This window comes from Mycetocola sp. (assembly GCF_025464835.1).
Classification (GTDB): domain Bacteria; phylum Actinomycetota; class Actinomycetes; order Actinomycetales; family Microbacteriaceae; genus Mycetocola_A.
On the sequence record NZ_JAODMP010000092.1, the window covers coordinates 19130 to 33614 of the forward strand.

15 protein-coding genes and 1 pseudogene are annotated in these 14485 nt (G+C 66.1%); 9 read left to right on the forward strand and 7 right to left on the reverse strand.

The window, feature by feature from the left end; translation table 11 throughout:
* Positions 1-3: 3 nt before the first annotated feature.
* Both JWP90_RS11430 and JWP90_RS11435 read right to left on the reverse strand, forming a co-directional pair.
* Positions 4-378, reverse strand: coding sequence for a protealysin inhibitor emfourin (locus JWP90_RS11430; RefSeq protein WP_297364113.1), 375 nt, complete (start codon positions 376-378; stop codon positions 4-6).
* A 19-nt stretch (positions 379-397) separates the two neighbouring features.
* Positions 398-1498: a M4 family metallopeptidase gene (locus JWP90_RS11435; protein WP_297364116.1), complete on the reverse strand. Its 1101-nt coding sequence runs from the start codon at positions 1496-1498 to the stop codon at positions 398-400.
* An 85-nt stretch (positions 1499-1583) separates the two neighbouring features.
* Here JWP90_RS11435 and JWP90_RS11440 point away from each other — a divergent pair, with 85 nt between their 5' ends.
* Positions 1584-2471: an LLM class flavin-dependent oxidoreductase gene (locus JWP90_RS11440; RefSeq protein ID WP_297364119.1), complete on the forward strand. Its 888-nt coding sequence runs from the start codon at positions 1584-1586 to the stop codon at positions 2469-2471.
* Positions 2472-2627: 156 nt separating this feature from the next.
* Complete coding sequence (locus JWP90_RS11445) at positions 2628-3086, forward strand: PaaI family thioesterase (protein WP_297364122.1); 459 nt, start codon at positions 2628-2630, stop codon at positions 3084-3086.
* Here JWP90_RS11445 and JWP90_RS11450 read toward each other — a convergent pair.
* A complete protein-coding gene (locus JWP90_RS11450) occupies positions 2974-3759 on the reverse strand; it encodes a hypothetical protein (protein WP_297364125.1) in 786 nt (261 codons plus the stop codon). The genes JWP90_RS11445 and JWP90_RS11450 overlap by 113 nt on opposite strands.
* A gap of 109 nt (positions 3760-3868) precedes the next feature.
* Positions 3869-4525, reverse strand: a complete 657-nt coding sequence (locus JWP90_RS11455; RefSeq protein WP_297364128.1) for a pyridoxal 5'-phosphate synthase — start codon at positions 4523-4525, stop codon at positions 3869-3871.
* A 183-nt stretch (positions 4526-4708) separates the two neighbouring features.
* On the opposite strand from JWP90_RS11455, the gene rpsO reads away from it, so the two are divergent.
* Positions 4709-4978: a 30S ribosomal protein S15 gene (gene rpsO / locus JWP90_RS11460; RefSeq protein WP_090710911.1), complete on the forward strand. Its 270-nt coding sequence runs from the start codon at positions 4709-4711 to the stop codon at positions 4976-4978.
* A gap of 91 nt (positions 4979-5069) precedes the next feature.
* Here the strand turns inward: rpsO and JWP90_RS11465 are convergent, their stop codons facing one another.
* Positions 5070-6755 (reverse strand): alpha-glucosidase, encoded by a 1686-nt coding sequence (locus JWP90_RS11465; protein WP_297364133.1) that lies wholly within the window; start codon positions 6753-6755, stop codon positions 5070-5072.
* Between the two features lie 101 nt (positions 6756-6856).
* On the opposite strand from JWP90_RS11465, the gene JWP90_RS11470 reads away from it, so the two are divergent.
* Complete coding sequence (locus JWP90_RS11470) at positions 6857-8365, forward strand: amino acid permease (protein WP_297364136.1); 1509 nt, start codon at positions 6857-6859, stop codon at positions 8363-8365.
* 4 nt (positions 8366-8369) lie between these two features.
* Entirely contained in the window at positions 8370-8828 is a 459-nt protein-coding gene (locus tag JWP90_RS11475) for a VanZ family protein (protein WP_297364138.1), read from the forward strand.
* A 3-nt stretch (positions 8829-8831) separates the two neighbouring features.
* Here the strand turns inward: JWP90_RS11475 and JWP90_RS11480 are convergent, their stop codons facing one another.
* A complete protein-coding gene (locus JWP90_RS11480) occupies positions 8832-9971 on the reverse strand; it encodes an acyltransferase family protein (RefSeq protein ID WP_297364142.1) in 1140 nt (379 codons plus the stop codon).
* Between the two features lie 143 nt (positions 9972-10114).
* Here JWP90_RS11480 and JWP90_RS11485 point away from each other — a divergent pair, with 143 nt between their 5' ends.
* The 3 genes from JWP90_RS11485 (at position 10115) to JWP90_RS11495 (ending at position 12168) form a co-directional block, all read left to right on the forward strand.
* On the forward strand, positions 10115-11245 hold the full coding sequence (locus tag JWP90_RS11485; RefSeq protein ID WP_297364153.1) for an LLM class flavin-dependent oxidoreductase: 1131 nt from the start codon (positions 10115-10117) through the stop codon (positions 11243-11245).
* Positions 11245-11865, forward strand: a complete 621-nt coding sequence (locus tag JWP90_RS11490) for an FMN reductase (protein WP_297364145.1) — start codon at positions 11245-11247, stop codon at positions 11863-11865. Before JWP90_RS11485 ends, JWP90_RS11490 begins: the two co-directional genes overlap by 1 nt.
* A 114-nt stretch (positions 11866-11979) precedes the next feature.
* The gene (locus JWP90_RS11495) at positions 11980-12168 is read left to right on the forward strand and encodes a hypothetical protein (RefSeq protein ID WP_297364148.1); all 189 of its coding nucleotides are present in this window, start codon (positions 11980-11982) and stop codon (positions 12166-12168) included.
* Here JWP90_RS11495 and JWP90_RS11500 read toward each other — a convergent pair.
* The gene (locus tag JWP90_RS11500; protein ID WP_297364150.1) at positions 12089-13600 is read right to left on the reverse strand and encodes a patatin-like phospholipase family protein; all 1512 of its coding nucleotides are present in this window, start codon (positions 13598-13600) and stop codon (positions 12089-12091) included. The two genes, JWP90_RS11495 and JWP90_RS11500, sit on opposite strands and share 80 nt — an antisense overlap.
* 439 nt (positions 13601-14039) lie before the next feature.
* Between JWP90_RS11500 and JWP90_RS11505 the strand changes: the two are divergent.
* Positions 14040-14485 (forward strand): annotated as a pseudogene (locus tag JWP90_RS11505) (polyribonucleotide nucleotidyltransferase); the annotation flags it as partial.

Sequence of the window (14485 nt, forward strand, 5' to 3'; positions counted from 1 at the left end):
GGCTCAGCCGCCGTTGCGCGGCAGATTGGCCGGGTATGGCTCGCGTTCCTGCTCATCGCGTTCGCGCACCCGGTCGACGAGTTCACGCCAGGGCCCGGTCAGGCGCTGCTCGGGGATCACGACTTCGCGCGGCTCAGCGATGACCTGCTCCTCGCGCCCTGACACTTCGGGGGAGCCCTCCTGGGCAGTGGGCCGAGGCTCGCAGTTGATCCGGTACAAGTAGCGGTCCGGTTGGGCCGGTTCCTCCGCCACGTCGTCCCACGGCAGCTGGCGGAGCAGGAGGATCCAGGAGTCCTCGTCTGGTTCCCTCTCGACGAACACCTGCCAGCGGCGGGCGAGGCCGGCGAATCCGCCGCTTCGGGTAACGGTCACCTTCATGCCCGCGATCGTACTCTGCTCAGCCGGTGACGCCTACCGCCTCCCACGCGGATCGGACCGCTTCGACCTCGGCTGAGCCGTCGCCGAAGAGCCGCAGGGCGACCGAGCTCGTCGCATCCGCGAAGCCGCGGAAGTCGGTTTTCGCCTTGATCTCCATGGTGACCGTCTCGTACCAGATCCGGCCGGCCGTCTGCCACCCCTTGCCCCCGATTTCAGCAGCGGCCAGGTAGAAGGCGCGGTTCGGGATGCCGGAGTTGATGTGCACGCCGCCGTTGTCGTCATCCGTTTCGACGAAATCGTTCATGTGTGCCGGCTGCGGATCCTTGCCAAGCACGTCATCGTCGTATGCGGTGCCTGGCGCTTTCAGCGACCGCAGCGCCGTGCCCTGCACTTCATCGGTGAAGATACCTTCGCCGATGAGCCAGCTCGCCTCGGTCACGTCCTGCCCGAGGGAGTGCTGCTCCACGAGAGCGCCGAACACGTCCGACACCGATTCGTTGAGCGCGCCCGACTGGCCTGAATAGACCAGGTTGGCGGTGTATTGGATGAGACCGTGTGTGAGTTCGTGGCCGATCACGCTCAACGAGCCGGTGAAGCCTGAGAACACCTGTCCGTCGCCGTCTCCGAACACCATGCGGCTGCCGTCCCAGAACGCGTTGTCATAAGCGTCCCCGTAGTGAACGCTCGCTTCCAGGGGAAGCCCGGCGTCGTCGATGGACGACCGGGAATACGCCTGCCGGAAGAGCGCGTGCGTGTGACCGAGGCCGTCGTACGCCTCATTGACGCTCGCGTCGGCGAGCGGTGCCTCACCTTCGCTGCGGACGAGGCGACCGGGCAGGGTCTCGGTGCCTGCAGCGTCCGAGATGAAGCGGTTGGGCACGGACAGGTCGGCGACCGGCGACGCCCGCTGGCGCACCCGGGGCAGGGTCGTCGGTTCGCCCGGGCGAACGGCGTGGAAGACGCGTTCGCTCTCGAGGGCCCGGCGAGCCGCATGCCGCGCGTGCTGCAACCGGGGGTCCTCGAGCGAGGCGAGGTGGGCGAGCAGGTGCGGCGGCACGATGAAGCAGCGATGTGCGGATGCTGCGGGTGCGGTCGGAGTCTGGATCGGTCGCGTTGCCATACCGGAATTCTCACACTCACCCCCGACAGCCGGGGTAACCGGGCGGCGGGGCGAACGGGTCGGGGCCGACCGTAAACTCGGGCGCATGCGATGTGGAATCACGATCCTCCCGCAGGATCCCTGGCCGGAAGCGCGACGCAAGTGGACCGCCGCCGAAGAGTACGGTTTCGACACGGCCTGGACCTACGACCACCTGTCCTGGCGGACGCTGGCGGATGAGCCGTGGCACGCGACAGTCCCGACACTCACCGCCGCAGCCATCGCCACGAACAGGATCCGGCTTGGCGCGATCGTCGCCTCGCCGAACTTCCGGCATCCGGTGCCGTTCGCGAAAGAGATTGCAACCCTCGACGACATCTCCGGCGGCCGGTTCCGGTTGGGGATCGGTGCAGGCGGCACCGGGTTCGATGCGTTCGTGCTGGGGGTGCCTGAGCTGTCGCCACGGGAACGTCATGAACGGTTCTCCGAGTTCGTGTCAGGACTCGATCTGCTCCTGCGGCACGAGTTGCCGGACAGCGGCGGCGTGAGCTTCGACGGCGACTGGTTCACCGCCAGCAAGGCGCGCATGGTGGGAATTCCTGCGCAGCACCCGCGGGTGCCTTTCGTGGTCGCCGCCAACGGTCCGAAGGGGATGCGCGTGGCAGCCGAGTACGGTCAGGGCTGGGTGACCACCGGTCGGGATGGTGCCGTCGGTGAGGAGTGGTGGACGTCGGTCGGCGACCTCACCCGTCGTTTCGAAGAGGCTGCGCTGTCCGTCGGGGCGGATCCCCTCGGCGTTGACCGTTACCTCATGATCGACGCCGGCGGGTCGTATGCGCTGGAGAGTGTCGGCCGTTTCGAGGACACGGCCGGCCGGGCCGCGGACCTGGGCTTCACCGATGTGATCACCCACTGGCCGCGCACCGAGGGCATTTATGCCGGCTCCGAGCGGGTCCTCGACGAGGTCGCTGCCCGACTGCCCAGGCTGCGCTGAAGCCGCTCGTGCGGCCGTATCGTCGCCTGGAAAGAGGGGATCGCACGATTGTCAGGGCCGATCCGTCGAATTTCTCCTGCAAACCCCGCGATCTCCTATTAACCGGTCGTCGTGACAGCGAGCAGACCGGCGTCGCGGCATCCGTAAGCTGGACGGATGAACCTCCTCGACGACGCAACGACCGGCGAACTCTCCGGACTCGAACAACTGCAGGCCCTCATCGCGTCAGGAGTGCGGCCGGCCATCGGTGAGGCGCTCGACTTCGATCTCGTCGAGGTAGGCAAGGGTCATGCCGTGCTCGAGGGCAGGCCAGGGCCATCCGTGATGGACCTCGTCGGGACGGTGCACGGCGGGTTCGCCGCCACGCTGCTGGACTCCGCCTGCGGCGCTGCCGTTCACACCCGCATCTCGCCCACCCAGGGCTACACGACGCTCGAGCTGAAGACCTCATACCACCGGCCGATGACCGCCGAGACCGGGCTCGTGCGCGCTGAGGCGAACCTCATCTCGTTCGGACGGCGTGCTGCTTTCGCATCGGCCGCGCTGACGGATGCCGACGGCCGGGTGATCGCGACGGCGACGTCGACGCTGCTCGTGTTCGAGCGGAGCGTCTAGCCGTATCGAGCTCATGGAGCGCATCGAGCACAGTTGCAACGGCCGCTGGTTGCGTGAGGATCAGGAGGTGGCCGCCCGGGAGGCTCCTCACCGGCCAGCCCCGTTGGGCTGCAGCCTCCCGTTCCTCCTGATACGTGTCCCCGAAAGCGAGGTAGGCGTTGGGACGCTCCGTCCAACCGGCGGCCACGGGCATCCGTTCAGCGAAGTAGGACAGGGGCAGCCGGATCTGCTCGGCTTCGACCCCGGCGCGCGTTCCGATGTCCGGGAACAGGTCAGCCAGCTCGGCGTCATCCCACCATCCGGTCCAGGGCGGGAGCATGCCGTTCCCGTCAGCGAGTCCGGCGAGCATCTCGTACAGCCGGAGCGGCCCCAACGGAGCAGACCCTGATCCGGGCGGCAGCGCGGCGTCGACGAACACGGTACCGAGCACATGAGGGCGCTCGCCGAGTGCCGGAACGTACAGGCCAGCGTTGCTGTGCGGCACGAGAACGTACGCGGCATCCTCGGGTAGGGCGTTTTCCCAGTGGGCCAGGCGGTCTGCGGGGCTCCGGAGCGGGCCGAACACCGGCGGGCTCGTGACCGTCCAACCACGATCGGCGAGGGCAGAGCCGACAGCAGCCCACACGGCCGGCCCCAGCAGCGGGCTGGGAAGGAGCGCCAGCCTCGTGGTCATGCTCGAACGCTACCCCGACCGGGGCTGAGTTCGCACGCCGAGAAACGGCCGGTTTCTCCTGTTGAGTGCGTGGCTCCGGTGAACCACCCTGTTGAGCGCGGCTCCAGGGTCACGGCCAGAGCAGACCGCGCTCCCATGCCCGGCCGCGAAGCCGGTATCGCAGCCGGACGTGGGCCCGGTCGGGGGAGGCCTGCCAGAACTCAACGCTGTCCGCCGCGACCGCCCACGTGTTCCAGGTGCGGGCGACAAGAGAGGGGTTCTCAGCGATGCGCGCCGCCGCATCCGCATACGCGGCGGCATACGTTTCGCGTGAGCCGAGCGGTTCGCTCTGGTGCCCTACGAAAGCGGCGGCACGCGCCTCCTCCGGCCGGGCCAGGAAGTCCGCCTCACCGTCCGCCTGCGGGAGTTGGCGGACGGGACCGGTCACGCGTATCTGCCGACCGAGCTGCGGCCAGAAGAACGTCAGTGCAGCGAACGGATTCGCCCCCAGGTCGCGTGCTTTGACACCGTCATCACGCGAGGCGAACACCCAGCCGTGCTCGTCGATGTCCTTGAGGATCAGCGTTCGCGCGGTGACGACGCCGTCCGGCCCGCTCGTCGACAGAGTCATGGCATGTGGCGCGAGCACACCAGCGTCGACGGCCTGGCTCAGCCAGTCGACGAAGAGATCGACCGGGTCCTCCGGCGCGTCACCGGTCCTGAACGCCGGAAGGTCATCCGGGAAGCTGGGCAAAGACCGTAGGAGTGAAGAGAGGAGCTGGTTCATGGCGACCCTTTCGAACAGTGTTAGCACGACGTCCGTTGTTCCGGCTGGACGGGTTCACCCTAGCGCCGACCGGGGGATCGAAACCTGCTAAACTCTTGAGGTTGCCGTCCAACGGCCGCGGATAAAGAGAGCCTGCACACTCTGTGACGGGCACCGCGCAACGAGAGAAAAGGGGATTCACCTATGGCACTTGAAGGCGAAGCCAAGAAGGCGATCATCGAAGCATACGCAACTCACCCAGGTGACACCGGATCCCCCGAGGTCCAGATCGCCGTGATGACCCAGCGGATCAAAGACCTCACCGAGCACCTCAAAGAGCACAAGCACGACCACCACTCACGTCGTGGCCTGCTTCTGCTCGTCGGTCAGCGTCGCCGCCTGCTTGGCTACCTGGCTGATGTCGACATCAACCGCTACCGCTCGCTCATCGAGCGTCTCGGACTGCGTCGCTAATTCAGTCTTAGAGAAACGGGCCGTCCACCGCGAGGTGGGCGGCCCGTTTTTTCTGCCGGGGAACCGGTACGGATGCGGGCAGCCGCGCCGCTCACAGCCGGTACAGTCGTGCCTCCCACGGCCGCAGGGGAGCGTCGGTGTCGACGGGGTAGTTGCCGAGGACGAGCTCGGCGCCGCCGATGTCGAGGGGGAGTTCGCCGTCGAACGGCTCGTCGGAGACGTTGGCCACGACGAACAGGCGCTCGGATGAGGACGTGCGCATGAACGCATACAGCGTCGGATGTGTCGGCTCGAGCAACTCGAACCCGCCAAGGGCGACCGTCTCGTTCTCGTGCCGGAGGGCGATGAGCTTGCGGTAGAAGTCGAAGACACTTCTGCCTGACGCCCGATCCGCCTCAGCGTTCAACTCGGGGTAGTTCGGGTTCACCGCTATCCACGGGGTCCCGGTGGTAAAGCCGGCATGTTCAGTCGCATCCCACTGCATCGGGGTCCGCGCGTTGTCTCGCCCGCGCGCATGAACGCCGGCGAGCACACTCGACGGCGCCTGATCGTAGTCATCGACCGCCTCCCGGTAATGGTTGAGCGACTCGATGTCGCGGTAGTGCTCGATCGACTCGAACTTCACGTTCGTCATGCCGATCTCCTCACCCTGGTAGATGTACGGAGTCCCGCGGTGCAGGTGCAGCACGAGCGCCCACAGGGTCGCTGACTCCACCCGGTACTCGGTGTCATTACCGAACCGGGACACCAGCCGGGGCTGGTCATGGTTGTTGAGGTACAGGCTGTTCCAGCCGCGTTCGGCGAGACCGTCCTGCCACCTGGCCAGATTGGACTTGAGGGCGACGAAGTCCAGCGGGATCGCGTCGAACTTGTGGCTGCCTGAATCCAGCGACACGTGCTCGAACTGGAACACCATGTCGATTTCGGCGCGCGCCGGGTCGGTGAACAGCACCGCATCCTCGATGCTCACGCCGGGCATCTCTCCGACGGTGAGGTACTCGCCCTCGCGGCCCGCGAAGACCTCCCGATGCATCTCCTGCAGGAAATCGTGGATCTGCGGGCCCATCGTGAAACCCAGCCCTGAGCCACGCTCCGGCCCGTCGACCAGTTCGACCCGTTTCGCGATGAGGTTGATGACGTCCATCCGGAACCCGTCGACGCCGCGGTCGAGCCACCGGCGCATCATCGCGTACACCGCCTGCCGCACCTCGGGGTTCTCCCAGTTCAGATCGGGCTGCTGTTTCGCGAACAGGTGCAGGTAGTACTCGCCCGTCGTCTCGTCGCGCGTCCACGCCGGCCCCGAGAACGCGCTCGTCCAGCCGTTCGGGGCGCTCCCGTCTTCCCGGGGCGCACGCCACCAATACCAGTCCCGCTTCGGATTGCTCGTCGACGACCGGGATTCGACGAACCAGGGGTGCTCATCACTGGTGTGGTTCACGACGAGGTCCATCACGATCCGGATGCCCCGCCCGTGTGCCTCGGCGACCAGCTCGTCGAAGTCGGCGAGGGTGCCGAAGACCGGGTCGATGTCCTCGTAGTCGCGGATGTCGTAGCCGTTGTCGTGCTGCGGCGACGGGTAGACGGGGGAGAGCCAGATCACGTCGACGCCGAGTTCGGCAAGGTAACCGAGTCTCGAGCGGATGCCTGCCAGGTCGCCGATGCCGTCACCATCCGAATCGGCGAAGCTGCGCGGGTACACCTGGTACACCACAGCCCGGGTCCACCAGGGCGCCGCTGCCTCGTTGTTCTCGATTACCTTCGTCGTCGCATCCGTCATGGACTCGATCCTCTCATTCGCGCGGCGTTCTCGACGTGTGGGCCGAGATCTGGCATCCTCAGTACGTGCCCCATTCGGGCCACAGAATCGGAAGGACAACGATGAGTCTTTGGCGCACGAAAAGCATCGAGGCTTCCCTCGCCGATTCGCACCTCGAACACCGCAGTCTCAAGCGGACGCTCGGCACCTGGGACCTCATGGTGATGGGTGTCGCCGTCGCCGTGGGCGCCGGCATTTTCTCGGTCGGCGCACGGGCTGCCGGCGACTACGCGGGCCCGTCCGTCAGCCTCGCATTCGTGCTCGCTGCGATCACCTGTGCGCTCGCGATCATGTGTTACGCCGAATTCGCCTCGACCGTGCCGGTCGCCGGCTCCGCGTACACCTTCACCTACGCCACCCTCGGCGAGTTGCTCGCCTGGATCATCGGCTGGGACCTCATCCTCGAAATGCTCACAGCCGGGGCGGTCATCGCCAAGTACTGGGGCATCTACCTGTCGCTGGTCTTCGAACTGTGGGGCTGGAACGTGCCGGACACGATCAGCGTTCTGGGGCTGCAGGTGAGTTGGGGGCCGTTTCTCATCGTCGCTGTCTTCACCACCCTCCTCGTGCTCGGCACGCAACTGTCTGCGAGGGTCGGTGCCGTGTTCACGATCATCAAGGTCGCCATCGTCCTCTTCGTCATCGTCGTCGGCGCTTTTTTCATCAAGGTGGAGAACTACACGCCGTTCATCCCTGAAGCCCGCGCGACCGAAGGCGGTTCGAGCGACGTGTGGGCGCAGTCGCTGTTCTCGTTTATGACGGGTGCGGCGCCCGCGCAGTACGGGGTCTTCGGCCTGCTGGCCGGGGCCTCCCTCGTTTTCTTCGCGTTCATCGGCTTCGACGTCGTCGCCACGAGTGCCGAAGAAGTGCGCAACCCGCAAAAGAACCTGCCCCGCGGAATCTTCGGCGGTCTGGCCATCGTCACGGTGCTCTACATCGGTGTGAGCCTGGTGCTCACCGGGATGGTCCCGTACACGACCCTCGCTGAGGCCGAGGACCCGTCGCTCGCTACAGCGTTCGTGGCGGTGGGAGCCGACTGGGCGGCGCAGGTCATCTCGGTGGGTATCCTCGCCGGTCTCACGACCGTGATCATGGTCCTCCTCCTCGGGCTCGCCCGCGTCCTGTTCGCGATGAGCCGTGACGGTCTGCTGCCCCGCTCCCTCAGCGTGACCAGTGACAAGCGGCGCACCCCGGTGCGCGTCCAGATCATCACGGGTGTACTCGTCGCCCTCCTCGCCGGACTCACCGACATCGGAGTGCTCGAGGAGATGATCAATATCGGAACACTCAGTGCCTTCGTGCTCGTCAGCATCGCCGTTCTCGTGCTCCGGAAGAAGCGCCCGGACCTGCCGCGCGCGTTCCGCGTGCCGTGGGCACCGTTCCTGCCGATCCTTTCCGCCGTGCTGTGCACCTGGCTGATGCTGAACCTCACGACGCTGACCTGGGTCCGGTTCCTGGTCTGGCTGGCGATCGGGGTGGTCATCTACTTCGCGTACGGACGCCGCCATTCGGTTCTCGGCCGCGAGCAGGCGGCCGATGCGGCGCTCGCCCAGAAAGTTACTGCAGACTAGGCGGATGCTGCATCGTCACCCGGTACTCGGCCTCTTCACCGTCGCGTATCTGGCGTTCGTCGGCTGGATCACGCTCGGCCCCCAGCCGTTCGATGACGACCCCAACGGCCTGCTCTTCCGGTCGCTGGCTCTCTTCGATCGGTACTCGGCGACGTCCTGGATCACGTACAGCGGACTGGAATTCACCGCCAACATCGGCATGTTCCTGCCGATCGGCTTGTTCCTCGTTCTGCTGTTCGGCCGCAGGCTGTGGTGGCTCGCCATGATGCTCGGCTTCGGCCTCACTGTGGCCATCGAGACCGCCCAGATCTTCCTTCCCGCCCGGGTTTCCGACCCGAGGGACATCCTGGCCAACACCTGCGGCGCCGTCCTCGGCGTGCTCGTCGGGTTGATCCTCACCGCGCGGAAGGCGCGTGCGATCCGCGCGGCGAACGCCCGTCGTCCGGTGGGCGCGACCCGCTGAGGATCACCGCTCAGGCGTCGCAGTCGGCGGGAGAACGCGCTGCGCACCCGTCGGGTCGCGTCGGGACGGGCCGGGAGGGGCATCCCTGTGGTCGGTGAAGATCCACTTCGGTTTCGGCTCGACGATCGGCCGGAACAGCTTGCGCACCGGCCCGCTCGACAGCACGATCGCGATGAGAAGGGAGAAGACGAGCATTCCGACGAGGTAGAGCTCGGGGATCTCCTCCCCCCTCAGCACACCGCTCTCGCGAAGCGGATAGAGCACGAAACTGTGCAGCAGGTAGACATACATCGTGTACTGGCCGAGTGTCGTCATCCAGGTCTCACGCCGGGGGAGCAGGACGAAGAACGCCGCGCTGAGCAGCGCCGCGAGGGCGATGAGCACCAGCCGCACACCCCCTGCCCACCACTGGTCACCGCCCAACCCTGCGTACGACTGGTCGTAGAAGAACCAGTGCTGAAGGTCGATGGCACGCCACAGGTCGATGAAGGTGGCGAGCACAGCGACCGAGGCAAGCAGAAAGACGATCGCGGTCGCACGGATCAACCAGGTCTGGCGTTCAACGACCCGCCACCGGTCGACGAGCTTCCAGCGGTGAAGCTGCCAGCCGAGTACGAAGAAGGGCAGGATGCCGAGTGCCCGGGCGAGCGAGAAGGTGCTGTCGACGTTGTCGAGATAACCCACGCCGACCGACACGATCAGCGACCAGGCGAGCGGCCAGCGCAGCAGCGCCAGATACGGCAGAACGAGCCTGAAGATGCCGAGGGCGAGGAGGAACCACAGCGTCCAGCTCGGTTGGGTCGGGTTGAGTTCGCTTCTACCCTCGACGAGGAACTTGACCAGGGTCCAGATCGACTCCATGATCACGTACGGCACGAGAATGTCGGTGATCACTCGCTTCATCTGGCGGACGGTCGGTGGCCCGCTCTTCGTGAAGTACCCGCTGACAATCGCAAACGCTGGCATGTGGAACGCGTAGATCCAGAGGTATGTGACGAGGGCGGCATCGGAGTCATACGTGATCCTCTGGATGCCGTGACCCATGACGACGAGGACGATGCAGGCGAACCGCGCGTTGTCCCAGAACGGTACCCGTGGTTTCGGCGCTGCTGCCGCCTGTTGTTCCTGCGATCCAGCGCTCATCGGTGCTCCCTACTCTGCATCGTTCGCCCCTCCACCCTATTGCGGAAAAGTTTCATCCTCAGACGGAATAGATTGCAGAGACACCTCGTTACCCCTCATGTCTATTCAATTGAATGGACTCCATATTCTGCTGGAAGGCGATCATGCAGTTCGGAATCTTCAGCGTCGGGGACATCACCACCGACCCCACCACCGGTCATACCCCGACGGATGCTTCGCGTCTTCAGGACATCCTGACCATCGCGCAGCACGCTGAGGCCGTGGGGCTGGATGTCTTCGCGATGGGCGAGCACCACAACCCGCCCTTCTTCCCGTCAAGCCCTGTCGCGATCAACAGCTACCTCGCCGCCAAGACCGAGCGAATCATCCTCTCGACCGCCACGACGCTCATCACCACCAACGACCCGGTGCGCATCGCCGAGGAATACGCGATGCTGCAGCACCTCTCGGGTGGACGCATGGACCTGACCCTCGGCCGCGGCAACACCGGCCCCGTTTACCCGTGGTTCGGTGAGGACATCCGCCAGGGCATTCCGCTCGCGTTGGAGAAGTACGCGCTGCTGCGCAAGCTCTGGCGTGAAGACGTCGTCGACTGGGAAGGCCAGTTCCGCACGCCGCTGCAGGGGTTCACCTCCACTCCGCGCCCCCTCGACGGTGTTCCGCCGTTCGTCTGGCACGGTTCGATCCGCAGCCCCGAGATCGCCGAGCAGGCCGCGTACTACGGTGACGGGTTCTTCTCGAATCACATCTTCTGGCCGGCATCCCACACCCAGAAGATGGTGGCGTTCTACCGCCAGCGCTTCGAGCACTACGGCCACGGTCGTGCAGACCAGGCCATCGTCGGACTCGGCGGCCAGGCCTTCATGCGCAAGAACTCCCAGGACGCCATCCGCGAGTTCCGCCCGTACTTCGATAACGCACCCGTCTACGGCCACGGTCCGAGCATGGAGGACTTCACCTCGCAGACACCGCTCACCGTTGGAAGCCCTCAGCAGGTCATCGACAACACGCTCGGCTACCGCGACTACGTCGGCGACTACCAGCGCCAGCTCTGGCTCATGGACCACGCCGGCCTGCCGCTGAAGACCGTTCTCGAGCAGCTCGACCTGCTCGGTGGAGAGGTCGTCCCGGTGCTTCGTCGTGAGTTCGCGAAGAACCGCCCGGCGGATGTCCCCGAAGCTCCCACCCACCAGGCGCTCAAGGCAGCGACCGAGCGTCAGGACCCGGCAGTTCCGGGTGCCCAGGGCGCCACTTACTCCGTGGAGGTGAAGTAATGACCATACGTCAACTCGCCGTCATCTCGGCCGGCCTCAGCCAGCCCTCGTCCACCCGGATGCTCGGTGACCGCCTCGCAGCGGCCACCGTGGCCCGGCTGGAGGAGAAGGGTGTCGAGGTCGAGGTGAGGACCGTGGAGTTGCGAGACGTGGCCCAGGACATCATGAACAACATGTTGACCGGTTTCGCCAGCCCGAAGCTCGAAGCCGTCATCGACGCTGTCACGAACGCCGACGGTCTGATCGCCGTCACCCCGATCTTCACGACCAGCTACAGCGGACTGTTCAAATCGTTCTTCGATGTAGTCGACAACAGGGCGCTCACCGATATGCCCGTTCTGATCGGTGCGACGGCGGGAACCGCGCGTCATTCACTGGCGCTCGACTACGCGATCCGGCCGATGTTCACGTACCTGCACGCCGTCGTCGTCCCGACAAGCGTCTTCGCGGCATCCGAGGACTGGGGAAGTGGCGCAGACACCATCAAGACCTTGCCTGACCGGATTGACCGTGCCGCGAGCGAGCTGGTGCCCCTGGTGATCGCGTCCGAGCGATCCACAACGGTACGCGACCCGTTCGGTTTCGACGCCGCGCTCAGCGCGGTCGGTGGTGGTTCCTGAGCCTGTCGAAAGATCAGCCCAGCTGATCGGACGCTTTCGCTCGATGCCGCCCGGACAGGGGCGGCATCGTCGTTTGTGCACGCCACCCACGCCCTCGTGTGCTCAACTGGAGACATGAAGACGGCCAGAAAGAACCTCCTTGTCGGCATCCTGGTGCTGGTCATCGCGATGGTGATCGCATGGGCGATCGTCAATATCGCCCTCGCGTTCCTCGCAGCGGCGATCAAGTTCGTGCTGATCGCCGCCGTCGCACTGGTGCTTCTCGCTGTCGGCTGGGCCTGGTGGGCGCGGGTCCGGGACTGAGGTCAGCACCCGGAGAAACCGGGTACGTGCGCCGGAGGTCGTCCGACACGGCGTATGAGCGCCAGCGAGCGACTGTCCCTTCCGGTATCTCGGGGATCCACCAGACAAGCGAGCCCCAGACAAGGACCACGAGTGCCACGGCAGTACCGGTGTCGAGCACACCGAACCCCGTGCCGCGCAGTCGAGTGGCCACCCATGCCAGCATTCCGGAAGCCGCCGCGGCGACGAGCGAGACGGTCAGCCAGTTGATCAGCCAGGTCCGCGGCAGATCCGGGATGACCGGCAGCCAGCCGATGGTCAGTACCGCGGCGAGAAGGAAACCCGCTGCCGCGACCGTCAGCGGCAGGATGGTGCCCGGATCCGGATGGAACGACTCGATCCAGCCAGGCACCCAGACGATCAGAACAACCCAGGCGGCGTAACCGATTGTGCCGGCGCTGTACACCAGGCCAGGTGTGCTTCCCTCTTCCGGGGAACGGGCGCGCAGGCCGGCGCGCGCCGCGAGCAGGCCCGCAGCGGCGGCGAGGATCCAGGAGGAGACCGAGAGCCCGCCCGCCCAAAGCGCCCAGCCTGCCGCCAGGAGGGTCGCCAGCGAACCGACCGCGTAGACGGCACACTGCCGCGCGGTCCGCCGCCGGAGGTCGAGCACCTGGGCAAGGATTCGCGAGTCCGGTGTCGCCGAAGACGACAGCAGGGTGACCAGCCGCTCCCACGCGCCGGAACGCCTCGAGAGCGTGACGACGAGGCCGGCGCCGAGCGCGTCGACGGGGTCGTCCTTGTCGATGATCGTCGCCGACAGGTCCACCGTGATCCTCACGGCCCGGTGCGTGTGATGGATCCGGCTCACCGCCGGGTCGTGGAACTCTCGTAGCGCTCGCCGGACCTCCACCCAGAAGTACCCGTCACCCCTGAGCACCGAATCGAGCCGGGCGAAACCGGGCGGGTGCATCAGGCGCCACGCGCTTCCGACGTTCCGCCATGTGTCAAGGAGCGAGTCCACGCTCGCGCCCGCCCTCTGGGCCACGGCGTACATCACCACGTTGAGCCCGCCGCCGCTCGCCCCGGCCATCACATCGAACTCGACCGAATCGAACCCGCGGGAGTGCAGCATCCGCGCGTACTGGCCGGCCCGTCTCCAGGAATCGTCGGATGCTGCGCTCACCGGCGAAGGCGGGATGAGTACCGCGACAGTGCTGCCGTCCGGCGAACGGCGGATCCGGATGCGGCGCCACAGATCGATTTCGGCGACGGCGCCGGCGGTCCAGACCGCGAGGCTCACCCCGCCCCTCATGGCGAGGGCGGCGCGCAGGATCCGGCCATGCCGGGCAGTGAGGCCAGCGTATTCGTCAGCGGCGAGCGGCCGGGGCTCGCTCGGGCCCGCCGGGTCCAGGGCCAGGGCGAGCAGGCCCGTGCGGTCGTCGATGCCCGGCATTCTCCGTTTTCACCCCCGCGGCCCTGCCTCGTGCGTTGAGAGCCGCCGTACTCCCGCGGCCGAGGCCGGCGGAAGAGCGCTCCATGGCGCTTGCCGACGGGGGAGAGTCGGCGGCATCCGTTCGCAGAAGGGACACGCGCATTTGGGTCTTCCCCGCTGCGAAAAACCGCTCCTCTGCTAGGCTTTACATGGTCCGGTAGAGATATCGGGCACATATTCACGGAGCAGGCCGGCAGGAAGCTGGTCCTCGGTGGTGGATTTCTCTCGCGTCGGGGCCCCGACAAACCCCATTGCGGTACACCGGCACCCACGGCGGCGCTGAGAGCGATTTTCTACTGGAGATCAGCCAAACCACACGGTTTGAGTAATTACTGCCTGTTCCTGCTCCTATGCAGAGCGTGCGCCCACACGGGGCGGCGCTAAACGTAAGGAGAGACCTATGGAAGGTCCAGAAATCAAGTTCGCCGAGGCTATCCTCGACAACGGCAAGTTCGGCAAGCGCACAGTCCGGTTCGAAGCCGGCCGTCTCGCACAGCAGGCACAGGGTGCCATCGCTGCTTACCTCGATGAAGAAACCATGCTGCTCAGCGCCACCAGCGCTGGCAAGCACCCGAAGGACCACTTCGACTTCTTCCCGCTCACGGTTGACGTGGAAGAGCGCAGCTATGCTGCAGGCAAGATTCCCGGATCGTTCTTCCGCCGCGAAGGCCGTCCGTCGACCGAGGCCATCCTCGTCTGCCGCCTGATCGACCGGCCGCTGCGCCCGTCCTTCGTCACCGGCCTGCGCAACGAAGTCCAGATCGTCATCACCGTTCTGAGCATCGCTCCGGACGAGTTCTACGACGCGCTGGCCATCAACGCGGCATCCATGTCGACTCAGATCTC

What these genes read in the sequence shown, in the direction of transcription:
- JWP90_RS11430 (WP_297364113.1), bottom strand. Translation starts at nt 378, where the DNA reads ATGAAGGTGACCGTTACCCGAAGCGGCGGATTCGCCGGCCTCGCCCGC.
- JWP90_RS11435 (WP_297364116.1), bottom strand. Translation starts at nt 1,498, where the DNA reads ATGGCAACGCGACCGATCCAGACTCCGACCGCACCCGCAGCATCCGCA.
- JWP90_RS11440 (WP_297364119.1), top strand. Translation starts at nt 1,584, where the DNA reads ATGCGATGTGGAATCACGATCCTCCCGCAGGATCCCTGGCCGGAAGCG.
- JWP90_RS11445 (WP_297364122.1), top strand. Translation starts at nt 2,628, where the DNA reads ATGAACCTCCTCGACGACGCAACGACCGGCGAACTCTCCGGACTCGAA.
- JWP90_RS11450 (WP_297364125.1), bottom strand. Translation starts at nt 3,759, where the DNA reads ATGACCACGAGGCTGGCGCTCCTTCCCAGCCCGCTGCTGGGGCCGGCC.
- JWP90_RS11455 (WP_297364128.1), bottom strand. Translation starts at nt 4,525, where the DNA reads ATGAACCAGCTCCTCTCTTCACTCCTACGGTCTTTGCCCAGCTTCCCG.
- rpsO (WP_090710911.1), top strand. Translation starts at nt 4,709, where the DNA reads ATGGCACTTGAAGGCGAAGCCAAGAAGGCGATCATCGAAGCATACGCA.
- JWP90_RS11465 (WP_297364133.1), bottom strand. Translation starts at nt 6,755, where the DNA reads ATGACGGATGCGACGACGAAGGTAATCGAGAACAACGAGGCAGCGGCG.
- JWP90_RS11470 (WP_297364136.1), top strand. Translation starts at nt 6,857, where the DNA reads ATGAGTCTTTGGCGCACGAAAAGCATCGAGGCTTCCCTCGCCGATTCG.
- JWP90_RS11475 (WP_297364138.1), top strand. Translation starts at nt 8,370, where the DNA reads ATGCTGCATCGTCACCCGGTACTCGGCCTCTTCACCGTCGCGTATCTG.
- JWP90_RS11480 (WP_297364142.1), bottom strand. Translation starts at nt 9,971, where the DNA reads ATGAGCGCTGGATCGCAGGAACAACAGGCGGCAGCAGCGCCGAAACCA.
- JWP90_RS11485 (WP_297364153.1), top strand. Translation starts at nt 10,115, where the DNA reads ATGCAGTTCGGAATCTTCAGCGTCGGGGACATCACCACCGACCCCACC.
- JWP90_RS11490 (WP_297364145.1), top strand. Translation starts at nt 11,245, where the DNA reads ATGACCATACGTCAACTCGCCGTCATCTCGGCCGGCCTCAGCCAGCCC.
- JWP90_RS11495 (WP_297364148.1), top strand. Translation starts at nt 11,980, where the DNA reads ATGAAGACGGCCAGAAAGAACCTCCTTGTCGGCATCCTGGTGCTGGTC.
- JWP90_RS11500 (WP_297364150.1), bottom strand. Translation starts at nt 13,600, where the DNA reads ATGCCGGGCATCGACGACCGCACGGGCCTGCTCGCCCTGGCCCTGGAC.